This is a genomic window from Paenibacillus sp. PvR133 (genome assembly GCF_017833155.1).
In the GTDB taxonomy this organism is placed as follows: domain Bacteria; phylum Bacillota; class Bacilli; order Paenibacillales; family Paenibacillaceae; genus Paenibacillus; species Paenibacillus polymyxa_B.
In genome coordinates this window covers 4,259,915-4,272,607 of the sequence record NZ_JAFIBS010000001.1, presented here as the reverse complement: position 1 = coordinate 4,272,607, position 12,693 = coordinate 4,259,915, and the positions used below count along the sequence as shown (strand labels likewise).

Genomic DNA, 12,693 nt, shown 5'->3' with positions numbered 1-12,693 from the left:
ACCGAACAGCGTGAATGCGGACATGTCATCGTCTCCTACGGCTGTATCGCCATTTTTTCAAAGGTTTCAAATAGGAAGGTCGCGTTTCCATCCAATGAAGGCTTACCCTGATTATAAAATCTTTCCAGTCCTTAAAATAAAGGGGAGTCAGAGGAGCCAAATACGGCTCTCTCAGTGAAGTTAATCCGTTCAAATGCGCCAGCAGAGCGATTAAACCTAATATGATTCCGAAGATGCCAAAATAAGCGGCTAAACAGAGAAGAGTCAGTTGGATGACCGTGTTTGCTTTGGATATCTGGTAATTCGGCGACAGAAAAGAGGCGATCCCCGATACACCTAGAAGAACGATCAGCACTTTGCTGGCAAAACCGGCTTCAACCGTTGCCTGTCCAATAACGATACCGCCTACGACACCTAAAGTTTGGCTCGTTTTGTTCGGCATCCTTAAACTTGCCTCTTTAATAATTTCCAATATTACGAGCATGATCAAACCCTCCCAAAATGGGGTGAATGGAAGCTTGCTTCGGGATTCAATCAGGACAAAGAGGAGAGGCAGGGGGATCATCTGGTAGTGGTGGGCCGTTAAGGCAACATATACCGGAATTAGTATCAGCGACAGAAAAAAGCTGAAGAACCGGAGTAAACGCAAAAAACTAGCGACTATCCAGCGGTGGATATAGTCTTCGGGCGATTGGAAAAGATGAAAAAATGTTATAGGTCCGATCAGAGCAAATGGAGAATTGTCTACCAGGATCACGACCTTGCCCATGGCCAGCGAATAAGCGCATTGATCGGGTCGATCCGTTTGCTGCAGCTGCGGAAAGAGGCTGTTGCTGTGATCTTCGATAAAAACTCCGATTTGGCCAGAATCAAGAAATATATCATAGTTCAAGGCAACTAACTTCTCTTTAGTGTTAGAGATAAGGTTAGTATTGGTTAAACCCTCAATGTATAGCAGAGAGACTGAAGTAGAACTAAGCGAACCGGCTGTGAACTGTTCCGACTTCAATGTACTTAAAGGAAGCCGCCGGCGAATCAAAGTTATATTCTGATCAATCTGCTCCGTAAAACTATCCTGCGGCCCGTAAATAATGGTTTCCGTTTCTGATTTTCCTACAGGACGACCCAGTGTAATCGGAAGAAGAGTGGTCCACCATTGATTTAACGCAGGCTCATGTACGATCACCGCTGCCCGCATCAGTTGCTGTTCTGCATCTTTAAGTGTATGAATTTCTGTGAATTTACAGTTTAGAATACGCTCCGGAACCGGTCTGTCATTTATAGTAAGCAATGGCTTCAGGATGGATTCATTGATGCGTGCCTCATCGACCAGCGTATCCAGATATATAATCCAAATCGGATTTCCGGAAGGTGGGCAACGTTCAATGATACTGGCTTCTGATATGCCGGCAAGCATCGTTTTTAAAACATCAAGGGTTAACGGATAGGTATTTATTTCGGAAGATTTCCACATGTAATCACCATTATCTTTATGGATTTTTCATTAAGCTTTATTATAGGCATTTGATTGGAAAATCATCCGTTCTTCTTAGTTGAATTTAAGTGCTTTGAATGAGAAGGGACTCGCATGAATTGAGCCGCGTCTGTGCAAACGTTGGAAGAAATAATCGGGCTTAACGAGAGGAGTGACGTTAGATGAAAGATAAATTGATAATGCAATCCATTCAAAGGCGTGTAACACCTTTCGGAAGTGTCTTGGAGGAAGTTCCCGTTCAACAAGCGGATGACGAAACTTATGCCAGAATAATGAGCACCGTAGTTATACCTGAACCGATCGTTCCGACTGGTTGGAATTCAGAGTGCAATCCGCGATGGCGCATTGGAAATCGAGAGCAATGATCTTCAGAAGCTGCTTGGAAGGAGGTCCGACCACGTCACTCGAAGAGGGAATGCGTCAAATCGCAAACGAAATTCAGGCTTAATCGAGCGTGCTAAACAGAGGTTGTCCCCAAAGGTCTATTGCGAACGGAGGGAATGCGTCCTTTTTATGCGGGAATGGAAAGTCTCGAGAATGTTTGGGGAATAGTAATTCATTATGACAGTAATGGAGCGTAGAGGAATGAAAGTATTATCCATGATTCAACCATGAGCGACTCTGCTTGTCCAAGGCGAGACCCTATATGAAACCAGATCCTGGAAGACCCGGTACCGCGGACCGTTGGCTATTCATGCAAGCCAGAAAGTCGATAAGCAGGCCTGCAAATATGAACTCATACGTTCTTTACTCGCCAAGAATGGCTATACGGAACAAAGCCTTCCTACGGGGGTTATCCTTGCTACTTGCGAGTTTACAAATTGTTATCAAGTTATCGACGCTAATCATACGTCAGCCATTCTGGATTGCGGGAAGGTTGTGACGGGTGAGGACTTCCTGTTAGGCGATTACAGTCCAGGTTATTTTGCGTGGGAAATAGCGGGTTTCCGTCTGCTGAAGCCCTATATTCCAGCGAAGGGTAAACTGGGACTATGGGAACATCGGATAGACGAAGAGTTGATGATATGACCTATGTAAACAATTAATTAATGGAGGTTCTGACTTCAGTCCGTCCTGCAATTTGCTGACCAGCCACACAACGATTGTGTTTTCCCTATACATACTGCTGGCGTGGCATCATCGGAAAAGCACGGATGCGCGTTCCTTTGACAGATTGTTTTATTTGTTGTGCAACGAAGTCGGTACGCTCGATTGGGTCGTTGCCCTGCAACAGCTGCGGATTTGATCAACCAAGTAGCCCTAAAAGCCGATAAGAAGATTTCAGTTCTTATTCGGCGTCAACTCCAGCAATGGATTGCCACTTTGACCAGTTACATCAAGCCTTGTTTCATGCTGCGAAAGTTGAGTTAGAATGTATGGGAGACCACTGCAAAAACACCACCCAATATATTCGTTATGGAGAATAGGACGGGGCTCTGCGAGAAAAATCAAATTAAAAAAATAAGGGGGTGGGCGCGTGGTAAACCTTTCTGATGGTACGTCTTTGCCCCGGATCGGTCAAGGTACGTGGTATATGGGGGATAAACCGTCCAAGAAAAATGAAGAGCTTCGCACGTTTTAAATATTAATGGTAGCATGGCCAATGGACAGAATCCCATTGTTATAGACAATGTAACATTGGTTCCAATACGAACAGTTTCTCTTATTCCAAATCTAAAAGTGGACTGGGACAACAAAAGCAAGACGGTTATGGTGACCGATTCAGATACGAAAAATAAACTGAATCTAACCGTAGGTAGTAATAGTGCGTATGTCAACGATAAGAAGGTTTCTGTGGGCGTAAATCCTACTGTTAAAGAAGGCGCTGTATATGTACCTTTTCGTTTTATAGGGGAGGCACTAAATGCAAAAGTATTGTGGCATCCTGATTCTAAAACAGTTGTTACTTATAAGCCTAGTCAAACTCCCAACGCTATGCCAGCAATAAACTAGAAGAATCCAGAAACGAGCTATCCAATTACCAAGGATTTCTCTACATGAGGAACTCGCCAGCACTGAAGAAGGAGGGGATGGAGGAACTTATTACTTCCTCAACAAACAGAGCAACAACTTTATTTATGTCTATAGAGAAATAGCACAATATGCTGTGGTTATAGATGGGGCTGCTTGGGTTAAATGGGAAGGCCAAATAAACCAATCTTCACAGGAAAAATAGATTTCTTTAAGGACTTGTGGAAAACAAAGCAAGTTAAATTTGGAACATATGATGAAAATGGCAATATCATCTATGAAGGCGAAAAAGCTCTTCCTAATAAAGGGAAAGACATTATTGCAGCAATACCTGCGAAACACAATAATAATGAATTAAACACCCTGCTGAATAATGGTCAAGACCCCATTTTCTAGACATTGAAAAAAGACCCTAGGCCGCAAACTGGCGTTGGTACTCTACCGGCGTCAGTTTTTTTAGTTTTCGTTGTGGCCGTTTTCGGTTATAAAAACGAATATATTTCTCAATTTTGCTTTGTGCTTCGGTAACCGTTCGGATATGATAAGGGTAGAGTCTTCCGTTTTGAGATGCGAGAAGAAACTCTCCATAGAGGCATTGTCATAACAATTTCCTTGACGAGACATGCTGATTTGAGCGCCAACCATTGGTAGCATGTCCTGGTAAGCGCGAGACGTGTACTGGAATCCCTGATCGCTGTGAACGATCAGTCCGGTCACGTCTTTCTGCTTAGCAAACGCTTTGCTGAATGTGCGGAGCACGAGTTCATTGTCGTTGCGTTCGCCGATTTCGTAAGCCACGATCTCGTTATTAAACAGATCCTTAATTGCCGATAGATATACATCGTTTGCGACGAATTCGGGATTGAATACCGAGCGTTTGCATAAGACGAAGCACCTTCTTGTGGTTCATCCAAATCCCATGATCTTGCCAAAGGAACAACTGAAGCTGCCGATAGCCATATTTCCCTGCATATCGCTGATAAATTTGAAGCACCTGTTTCTTCGCCTTTGCATCGCGATCAATCTGATAAACAGGAATGTTATTTGCATACACCAGTTCCAATATCCACCAAAGAAGAGGGCGCATTGTATTAACTAAAAAAACTACGAAGGTACAGAGCAAGGGAAGCTTTTATCACATACCTATACTTTTTACAATGCAAAAGGGAATGTAAGCGGTCAGAATGTTCTCATAGATGACAGTAACTATAATTCTATTCCTGAAACAGATATTCTATCCGTCGCCTGTTGTATCCAAAATATGTGGTTGGCGTCTTATGCAGAAGGAATAGCTATGGGATGGTTGAGTTTTTACAAGAAAACAGACGTACGGAAAATACTAAATATTCCACCACATATTGATCCTATTGCTTTGGTTTCATTAGGTTATACGGATCTTTATGCTATAAAACCAATCCTAGAGCAAGTAAATTGGGAGATACGTCGAAATCTGAATAATCTAATACACCATAATGCATGGGAATGATTGAAATATATAAGTGAATTTTCCTTTTTGGATATGATTCTCACAGAAACGATTGTTTCATAAGCATCATTAAGCAAGGACAAATGAAAAAGATAAATTTATTCGAGGTTACAAGAAGATTGCTGAAGGGGCAATACTGAGTTAAAGTTAATATAATTACGTAAAATAATAATTTGACGAATAATTAATTAGAAGTTATATTCTTTTGGGGGTGGTTGTTTTTGGATAAACAAGCTAAATTACACCTTATGGGTCGAATTGACGATAAGTTGAGTGATTTACCTTGGTATGTTACTGAATTTATTGACAGTAAGAAGCGTAAGCTTTCTGCCTCAACACTTCTTAATTACTGCCACGATTATATAATCTTTTTTGATTGGCTGATTACAGAGAACTTTACCACAGTTCAAAAAAGAACAGAAATTGAATTATCCACGCTAGAAACATTAACGATACGTGAAACAGAAAGCTTTTTGTCTTTTTTGGAGTATCAACTTGGGAATAATAAGCTAACAATAAATCGTAAGCTTTCTTCTCTTAAGTCCTTATTTGATTACTTACAGAATAAAGCCGAAACAATTGATTTAAAGCCCTATATACAACGAAATGTTATGGCTAAAATGGACTTAAATGCAGTAAAAGAAAGTCAGGAAACGATTGCGAATCGTATGGAAGGAAAAATACTGAGAGAAAATGATTTTGAAGATTTTAGAGTGTTTGTAGCTTACGATTATGGCGAATTAAATAAAACAAACAAACGTATCATGAATTTCCATCGGTTTAATTGTGAACGAGATACAGCAATAATTTCATTAATCTTAGGATCAGGGCTAAGATTATCTGAAGTTTCCGGAATCAATCTTGAGGATTTAGATCTTACGAAATCATCTGTAAGAGTAGTCCGAAAAGGGGGAAAAGAGCAATATGTTTACTTTAGCAGCCAAGCATCTCTAGATATCGAGAATTACCTGCAGATAAGGAAAACAAGATATACCCCAGAAAAAAATGAAAGATTTTTGTTTATTGCAGCACCTGTAGGACGCAAAGGTAAAAATAGACGTTTAACACAACGTTCTATAGAAAAACTTGTTGAGAAATATGCAACAGCCTTTGGAAAGCCGGCTTTGACGGTTCATTCTTTGAGGCATTCATTTGCAACGCGTTATCATTTAGAGAACAATGATGTACCCAGATTGAAAAACCAGTTAGGGCATTCCTCAATACAAACAACAATGATCTACACACATTTAACTGATGAAGAAATGAGGAAAGCAGTTAATAATATGGATAAGTGATGTATAATTCAAATTTAAGGTGGTCTTGAAACTACTAATAATATAATTTTTCACTCATTACTTTGTGACACAAAGTTTATCCCTTGCGGGGAGAATGACACAAAGTTTATCCCTTGCAGGGAAAATGACACAAAGTTTGCCCCTTACAAGATGTAATAGCGCAAGTTTCTCTATATCGACCTAGTTCTAGCTAACAGATAAACTTTGTGTCATTAATTCAAAAGGGGCAAACTTTGTGTCAAAAAAGAGGTAAGCTTTGTGTCACTGGACATATCACGTGTCGGATGATAAAAACATTATCTCATTAATTGCTGCGGAAATCGCGGCTTTTTTATTTTATGAGATAAAGTTCTTGTCAAAACCAAATGACAAGAACTTTATCTCATCACCGATTTTGACAAGAATATTATCCCATTTCCAACAAACCAATTCGGGTTATTGTACCATTTCACGATAGGAGCACCCCTTGAGTCACGGGCTTGATCGTTCACAGCCGAAAGTGGAAGATCTATAATCTTAGGATCATCATCGGAAGTATTGAGAAGCACATAGACGAATTGAAGACTTTATACATTTTTACAATAAGATACGTGCCTGTTATCTTCTGTCGCAATTTCTATTTTAGCGGCTTTTTTATGTTATCGGTACAAGTTCTTGTCCCGAGCCAAGGACAAGAACATGTTCCGATTGCCGATTTGATGATGATCTAAACAGATAACTTACAGTCCACTATTCACCACAACACACAAACTGATGTTCATTCGAAGGTCATGTTTGATTTTCGTGTGTAAAACTGGGTGGAGAGTTGGCTATTTCTGATGAGACGAGCGAATACAGGTGGGTTCCAAAGGAAAATGTTCAATTCAGTAAGCCCATTAATATACGGGTGAAACCTTCTTCCAAGATGAGCCACTATACAATCCAACGTTTGCTTTCTTCAGGCACAACAGGCTTGGTTTCATCTGAACGGGCAGGATAGAGCAATAGCGACAAGACCTATCCCAGTAGTTCTTTGGCTCCGTTCATCATTAAGGGCATAGCCTGTTTAACAAATGATTCCGCACTTATTGGGCACCCCTCATTGTTCCAAACGTAAGCAGCCCCATACATCCCCCAACTTAACATGATAGAAGCTGTATTTATTAAGAAGTGCGCGTTTGGACTCGATGGCATCTTGTCTTTGTCTATAAAGGAAAGAAGTATCGTTTGAATTTTTTCCTTTATTTGAATTTCGAATACAAGTCCAAGCGATGTATACCTTCTTTTGCACATCGTGCTTAGACCCTTGTGAAAATCGCACACACCCAGAAAAATACTCTGAATTGTTTCTTCATTTAGAACTTCGTGACCGTTTATTCTACGATTTATGATTGTCATAAATGATTCCATTAGTTTGGCCTCAAGAATTTCGAATTTATCTACAAAGTGCGCATAAAAAGTCGCTCTGTTAACAGTAGCCCGCTCTGCGATATCCCTAACGGTTATCGATTCAAAGTCTTTTTCTTGAATTAATGAAGCAAAAGCGTCTTGAAGGAGTCGCCGTGTACGTATCACACGAGGATCAGCTTCATTCTTTTTAATGGTCATCGTTAAGATCTCCCCTAATAAAACGACATTATAGAAATGGTGTTGTCTATACAACGGTTTATGGTTATTGATGATTGCGTACCATTCGGTTGGTATTATAACATATAAATACAACAAGTGTTGTTCAAACTACTAATGTTGTATTGAAACAAAATGCAGAATGCTGCTTTTCCAAAAGGAGGAGAGAACCATGTCGGTTTCACAACCGTCACTAACGATGGAGCACCAACTTTTTTTTGATGTTATTGGAGAACGCCGGTCAGTTCGTAGCTATGATCCCGAGATCAAGATTTCGCGGGAGGAATTGACCGAAATATTGCGGCAAGCCACGCTCGCTCCTTCAGCCGCTAACCTGCAGCCGTGGCGTTTTCTAGTTATCGACTCGCCGGAGCTGAAGCAGAAGCTGCTTCCGATCGCATTCACTCAACAGCAAGTGGTCGAGGCTTCGGCTGTCATTGCGCTACTCGGAGATTTGGAGTGTTATAAATCGGCCGAGAAAATCTACGGAATGGCGGTCGATGCGGGTTACATGCCTGCAGAGACGGCTAAATCGTTCGTGGAACGCTATACCGGGATGTATTCGAGTATGCCGCCCGAGGCCATCCGCGAAAAAGTTTATACCGACGGCGGGCTAGTATCGATGCAACTCATGCTTGTCGCCCGCGCTAAAGGCTACGACACGGTATCGATGGGCGGCTACAACAAACAAAAGTTCATGGAAGCGTTCCGGATATCAGAACGCTACGTTCCGATTATGCTGATCGCCATCGGCAAGGCGGCGAAGCCCGGTCATCCGACGGTGAGGCTGGCAGTTGATGATGTAGCTTTCTTTAACGAAATGCCTAGAGAATAACAAAATGAAAAAGACTTGGCGCCCGCATAATCAACGGCCAGCAGAGACTTGAGGGATACCATCGTTAATTTCAATTCTTGTTTTGCTCGATTGCTCGGGACGGTAGTACAAAAAGATACCAGCTTGAAGCGCTCGCAAAGATTGAACAGCAGATGCTAATGTTGTAATCGTTCCTTTCGAATAACAACGAAGTTATTGGTGGTATTCAGCTTACAATTAATTATTCCGAGGTTTTCGAGATTAGGTACAACATGAGGTTAAATTGAGGGTGTTCGTGTAGACAGGATTATTATGGCAAAGGAATTGGAGAGTCCCCATTTTGTTATACTATTAATGAGGCTAAAACAATGGGTTACGAAATAATCTAACTGACAACCATACACACCGTAAAGATGCTACAGATTCAATAAACGACTTGGATTTGTTGCTAGTCAAGATAGTATGAAATTCACTCAGTAATTAGTCCATACAACTAACGCGAAACGTTAGTTGTACAACAGTATGGAGCAGTTTTGCCAGTTGGCAGCTGCTCCATTTTTATTAAGCTAACCAGGTTAGCGCAGCCGGCCAAACGATCGGCTGATCTTTTCATTACGCTTATGGGCAGGTTAGTGGAATTAATGTAAAGAAGGGAACACTTCATAACCGTGGCCTAGAATTGCCGAACCCCATTAGGTAGCGTTTGCGTAAAAGCGAAAGGATAAAGTTCTGAGATACATTCAATGCTACTTCGGATAAACTTGATTCTTTTCAAATAAATTCCTAACCTGATCGGCCATAAATTGTGTGGAATGCGGCATTTGATGACGTACCCACCACTCCACAATGCCAATAAAAGCAGAGGCCATGAATTGGGCTTTTAACTCATTGTCGATAACGGGCTTATTGTCAGTACTTTCCATTTTATTCATAAGATTGACTGAGATGAAATTCAGCAATCGGTCCCGGAATAGAAAGGCTCTTTGATTGGAAAACATAGCAGAGAAAAACTGGAAATTGTCACGCAAATAATCAAAAACCGGTTTGGGCTCTTGTACCATTCCTTGGCTAAGCGGATTGGCCTCCCGTTTCTTGCACAACGAAATCAATTCGTTGATGTGATCTTCAATGCATTTATCCAAAAGGTCGTATTTGTCACTGTAATGCAGATAAACGGTGCCGCGGTTAACATTGGCACGCTCCGCTATCTCGTTAATAGTGATTTGTTCAAAATCTTTTTCCGAAAAAAGCTCCAGAAACGACTTCGTTATGGACTGCTTGGTTCGGAGAATGCGTCGGTCGGTTTTAACAGCGTTTTCCATTCCTTTCGTTACCTCCTTCAGTTAATCAACAATTCTTAGGGTGTTGTTGTATATAAAACAAATACGCATCCATTAACCATTGAGTAATCGGGGCTTCTGTCTATAATATTAATCAACGACCGTTAAATATTCAACACACGTCACCAAGAAAAATTTTGGGTAAAGGAGCATTTAACAATGGAAAATATACGAGATAAAGTGGTGATTATAACTGGAGCCTCCAGCGGAATAGGGGAAGCTACAGCGAAGTTGTTGGCACAAAATGGCGCAAAGGTGGTATTGGCAGCCAGAAGAGAGGAACGTCTGCATGCGATTGCTAATGAAATTAAACAGGGTGGCGGCGAGGCCGTTTCTGTAAAAGCAGACGTCGTTTCTGCCGAAGATATGCAGAATTTGGCCAAGTTTACCTTAAGTGTGTATGGCCGAATTGATGTATTGGTGAACAATGCAGGGGTCATGCCGAGTTCCAGGCTGAATGAATTAAGAGTAGAAGAGTGGGATCAAATGATCGATGTGAACATCAAAGGCGTTTTATACGGTATCGCAGCGGTATTGCCTACCATGCGGGAGCAGCAGTCCGGTCATATCATTAACCTATCCTCTACAGCCGGTTATCATGTGTCCCCTACAAATGCCGTATACGCGGCCACCAAGTTCGCAGTTAGAGCCATCTCGGAAGGGCTGCGCTTGGAAGAGTCTTCGACTTCGCGTATTAGATCTACCTTGATTGCTCCTGGTCTGACGAAGACCGAACTTTTTGACAGCATTACCAGCCCGGAAGTGCAGACGATCGCCAATCAAATAAGCGGCATAGGGATTTCTCCTTACAGTATTGCTAGAGCCATCGCGTTTGCCATTAATGAACCTGATGACACCCTAATCAGTGAAATTATGGTTAGGCCGACCGCGTTGCCTTGAACATTTCCAAACAAGATGATAGGGAATTTTCCTTATGGCTGAAAATCAAAATACTGGTCATCCACCATCTAAGGCTATTATCCAACTGTAAGCTGATAACGGAAAGATGAATTTACTTTATATATAACAAGAGCTATCATGTTAAATTGTTTTTTGAACTAACTGGGAACGTTAGTTCAATGAAACAGCGACAGTCTAGGACTTTATTTTCTGTCGCTGTTTCAATTTCTAGGGTAAGTCTAAAACTTATTTTATGGAGTCTGACGGTATGACAATTCAAAAAGCCGCGCGGAATAAGAACATCCAGTCTAATCGGGAGACAAGAACATGGTCCCATTGAAAGTCACTATTATAGCGGCTTTTTTGTTTTATCGGTACAGGTTCTTGTCCCGATTGCCGTAATGAACACAAACATGATCCAATTAACAATTAGACATTTATCTATACATTTGTAAAATAGCAAATGTCGTTATGCTTACCTCAGAAATTTCAGAGTAAGACTTTAAATTTCATCAGTGGGGAGACGATTGCCCCTGATCCGCCCCAAATGCTCTTCTACTGCCATCTGCAGGAGCGCTAGAAGCTTTACTACAAAACCGCAGTGAAAGAAACAGACCACTTCAGATTGAAGTAAAAGTAATTTAAGTAATTTAGTTTAAGAAAAAGGAATGCTTAAAGTCGATCTGAAAAATGCCTGTTAGTGGTCGTGGAGCACTTAGTGATCTTAATGCACCTTCATATCTATTCTCTATATTAACTGACCCTCGCATCAAAAACATCGAATAAGATTGATCAAGGAGTGGATTTTGAATAATGATGTCTTTAACCCACAGTAACAACCATCATCAGATTCCAAGTGGTTTTTCGAGCACATTTTAACAACCTGCGAAAATGATCGTCAATCGAATTGATGTAATTTGACATAAGCTTAACAATTAATAAAATTCTTGGTTTCGAGGGGGGATTGGAGAAATGTAGCTGTAGTTCAGCAAACCTGGAGCTGTCATATATACGAGTGAGACAAAATGGAATCAACCCGGGCAATACCAAATCTGCACTGCTAAGTGTCATTTCCTCCGTTGTGGCAGATGTGGGTTCCTCTCCATAGGACGTCATGTACCAGAATTCATCACCTCTCACGTCTACATGTTGCAGCTCAGCCTCGTCTACCGTTGTACCCAACCCGGAACTCGTTGATACGATTGAATTCATTGGAATAGATGGATTTTAACCTGAAAAATATCGAGGGAAAATCATTTTTTTCATCACTATATTGTACAACCTGTTGTCTATAAAGTGGGATGTAAACGAATACAACAATTGAATTCATCATGTTATTATGAATCCACAGCAAGAAAGAAGTTAATCCTGCTGAGTAAAAGGAAATATAAAACAATTTGCAAGGAGGATTTTTTCAACCCTTTGGGATTGGAAATGGATTTAAAACTAGCTTCGAAAACTAACATACCAGGAGGAATTAACATGTCAAATTCAAAAATTAAAATCGCCGTAGCTTGTGGAAGCGGAGTAGCAACTTCTACTATCGCAGCAGATGGAGTGAAAGAGGTATTAAAAGAAGCAGGAATTGAACATTACGATATCATTAAAACGAGTATGGCGGAATTACCGAATATTATTGACAACGTCGATATTGTTCTGACAACTAATAATTTTAAAACCGATGAAAAGCCATATATGAACATCATGGGATTTGTAACAGGGCTTAATGAAGAAAAATTGAAAAATCAATTGGCTGAAAAACTGCTGGATTTAAAAAATAGTTAAGG

General features: G+C 40.8%; 12 protein-coding genes and 3 pseudogenes. 9 read left to right on the top strand and 6 right to left on the bottom strand.

The features are described from left to right. Positions 1-25 precede the first annotated feature (25 nt). The gene (locus JOE49_RS18540) at positions 26-1,474 is read right to left on the bottom strand and encodes a spore germination protein (protein WP_209942336.1); all 1,449 of its coding nucleotides are present in this window, start codon (positions 1,472-1,474) and stop codon (positions 26-28) included. 705 nt (positions 1,475-2,179) lie between these two features. On the opposite strand from JOE49_RS18540, the gene JOE49_RS18535 reads away from it, so the two are divergent. The 4 genes and pseudogenes from JOE49_RS18535 to JOE49_RS18525 all read left to right on the top strand — a co-directional run bounded on the left by JOE49_RS18535 (position 2,180) and on the right by JOE49_RS18525 (position 3,862). Next, positions 2,180-2,524, top strand: a complete 345-nt coding sequence (locus JOE49_RS18535) for a 2-oxoglutarate dehydrogenase E1 (RefSeq protein WP_245248419.1) — start codon at positions 2,180-2,182, stop codon at positions 2,522-2,524. Positions 2,525-2,567: 43 nt separating this feature from the next. Beyond that, positions 2,568-2,861: pseudogene (locus tag JOE49_RS26955) on the top strand (IS4 family transposase); the annotation flags it as partial. A gap of 230 nt (positions 2,862-3,091) precedes the next feature. Continuing rightward, on the top strand, positions 3,092-3,448 hold the full coding sequence (locus tag JOE49_RS18530) for a copper amine oxidase N-terminal domain-containing protein (RefSeq protein ID WP_209942334.1): 357 nt from the start codon (positions 3,092-3,094) through the stop codon (positions 3,446-3,448). Between the two features lie 183 nt (positions 3,449-3,631). Beyond that, positions 3,632-3,862: a hypothetical protein gene (locus JOE49_RS18525; RefSeq protein WP_160790471.1), complete on the top strand. Its 231-nt coding sequence runs from the start codon at positions 3,632-3,634 to the stop codon at positions 3,860-3,862. Between the two features lie 16 nt (positions 3,863-3,878). Here the strand turns inward: JOE49_RS18525 and JOE49_RS26950 are convergent, their stop codons facing one another. The 3 genes and pseudogenes from JOE49_RS26950 to JOE49_RS18515 all read right to left on the bottom strand — a co-directional run bounded on the left by JOE49_RS26950 (position 3,879) and on the right by JOE49_RS18515 (position 4,520). Beyond that, positions 3,879-3,974: an IS3 family transposase gene (locus tag JOE49_RS26950; RefSeq protein WP_481856250.1), complete on the bottom strand. Its 96-nt coding sequence runs from the start codon at positions 3,972-3,974 to the stop codon at positions 3,879-3,881. A gap of 155 nt (positions 3,975-4,129) precedes the next feature. Beyond that, positions 4,130-4,264, bottom strand: a pseudogene (locus JOE49_RS26945) (IS3 family transposase); the annotation flags it as partial. 22 nt (positions 4,265-4,286) lie between these two features. Then, positions 4,287-4,520 (bottom strand): IS3 family transposase, encoded by a 234-nt coding sequence (locus JOE49_RS18515; protein ID WP_209942332.1) that lies wholly within the window; start codon positions 4,518-4,520, stop codon positions 4,287-4,289. Between the two features lie 156 nt (positions 4,521-4,676). On the opposite strand from JOE49_RS18515, the pseudogene JOE49_RS18510 reads away from it, so the two are divergent. Then, positions 4,677-4,952, top strand: a pseudogene (locus tag JOE49_RS18510) (nitroreductase family protein); the annotation flags it as partial. A 221-nt stretch (positions 4,953-5,173) separates the two neighbouring features. After that, positions 5,174-6,247 carry a tyrosine recombinase XerS gene (gene xerS / locus JOE49_RS18505; RefSeq protein ID WP_209942330.1) on the top strand — a complete coding sequence of 358 codons (1,074 nt, stop codon included), beginning with the start codon at positions 5,174-5,176 and terminating at the stop codon, positions 6,245-6,247. Between the two features lie 996 nt (positions 6,248-7,243). Here the strand turns inward: xerS and JOE49_RS18500 are convergent. Further along, positions 7,244-7,834, bottom strand: a complete 591-nt coding sequence (locus JOE49_RS18500; protein WP_023988795.1) for a TetR/AcrR family transcriptional regulator — start codon at positions 7,832-7,834, stop codon at positions 7,244-7,246. 190 nt (positions 7,835-8,024) lie between these two features. Between JOE49_RS18500 and JOE49_RS18495 the strand changes: the two genes are divergently transcribed. Continuing rightward, positions 8,025-8,687, top strand: coding sequence for a nitroreductase family protein (locus JOE49_RS18495; protein WP_023988794.1), 663 nt, complete (start codon positions 8,025-8,027; stop codon positions 8,685-8,687). A 725-nt stretch (positions 8,688-9,412) separates the two neighbouring features. On the opposite strand, the gene JOE49_RS18490 is transcribed toward JOE49_RS18495, so the two are convergent. Further along, the gene (locus tag JOE49_RS18490) at positions 9,413-9,988 is read right to left on the bottom strand and encodes a TetR/AcrR family transcriptional regulator (protein WP_068939620.1); all 576 of its coding nucleotides are present in this window, start codon (positions 9,986-9,988) and stop codon (positions 9,413-9,415) included. 177 nt (positions 9,989-10,165) lie between these two features. Between JOE49_RS18490 and JOE49_RS18485 the strand changes: the two genes are divergently transcribed. Both JOE49_RS18485 and JOE49_RS18480 read left to right on the top strand, forming a co-directional pair. Further along, positions 10,166-10,906 (top strand): SDR family oxidoreductase, encoded by a 741-nt coding sequence (locus JOE49_RS18485; RefSeq protein WP_028541588.1) that lies wholly within the window; start codon positions 10,166-10,168, stop codon positions 10,904-10,906. 1,482 nt (positions 10,907-12,388) lie between these two features. Then, positions 12,389-12,691 carry a PTS sugar transporter subunit IIB gene (locus tag JOE49_RS18480; protein WP_049828419.1) on the top strand — a complete coding sequence of 101 codons (303 nt, stop codon included), beginning with the start codon at positions 12,389-12,391 and terminating at the stop codon, positions 12,689-12,691. The last annotated feature ends 2 nt before the right edge of the window (positions 12,692-12,693 follow it).

Coding starts and splice junctions, on each gene's coding strand:
- JOE49_RS18485 (WP_028541588.1), top strand. CDS start 10,166: ATGGAAAATATACGAGATAAAGTGGTGATTATAACTGGAGCCTCCAGC.
- JOE49_RS18500 (WP_023988795.1), bottom strand. CDS start 7,834: ATGACCATTAAAAAGAATGAAGCTGATCCTCGTGTGATACGTACACGG.
- JOE49_RS18490 (WP_068939620.1), bottom strand. CDS start 9,988: ATGGAAAACGCTGTTAAAACCGACCGACGCATTCTCCGAACCAAGCAG.
- JOE49_RS18530 (WP_209942334.1), top strand. CDS start 3,092: ATGGCCAATGGACAGAATCCCATTGTTATAGACAATGTAACATTGGTT.
- JOE49_RS18480 (WP_049828419.1), top strand. CDS start 12,389: ATGTCAAATTCAAAAATTAAAATCGCCGTAGCTTGTGGAAGCGGAGTA.
- JOE49_RS18540 (WP_209942336.1), bottom strand. CDS start 1,474: ATGTGGAAATCTTCCGAAATAAATACCTATCCGTTAACCCTTGATGTT.
- JOE49_RS18495 (WP_023988794.1), top strand. CDS start 8,025: ATGTCGGTTTCACAACCGTCACTAACGATGGAGCACCAACTTTTTTTT.
- JOE49_RS18525 (WP_160790471.1), top strand. CDS start 3,632: ATGGGAAGGCCAAATAAACCAATCTTCACAGGAAAAATAGATTTCTTT.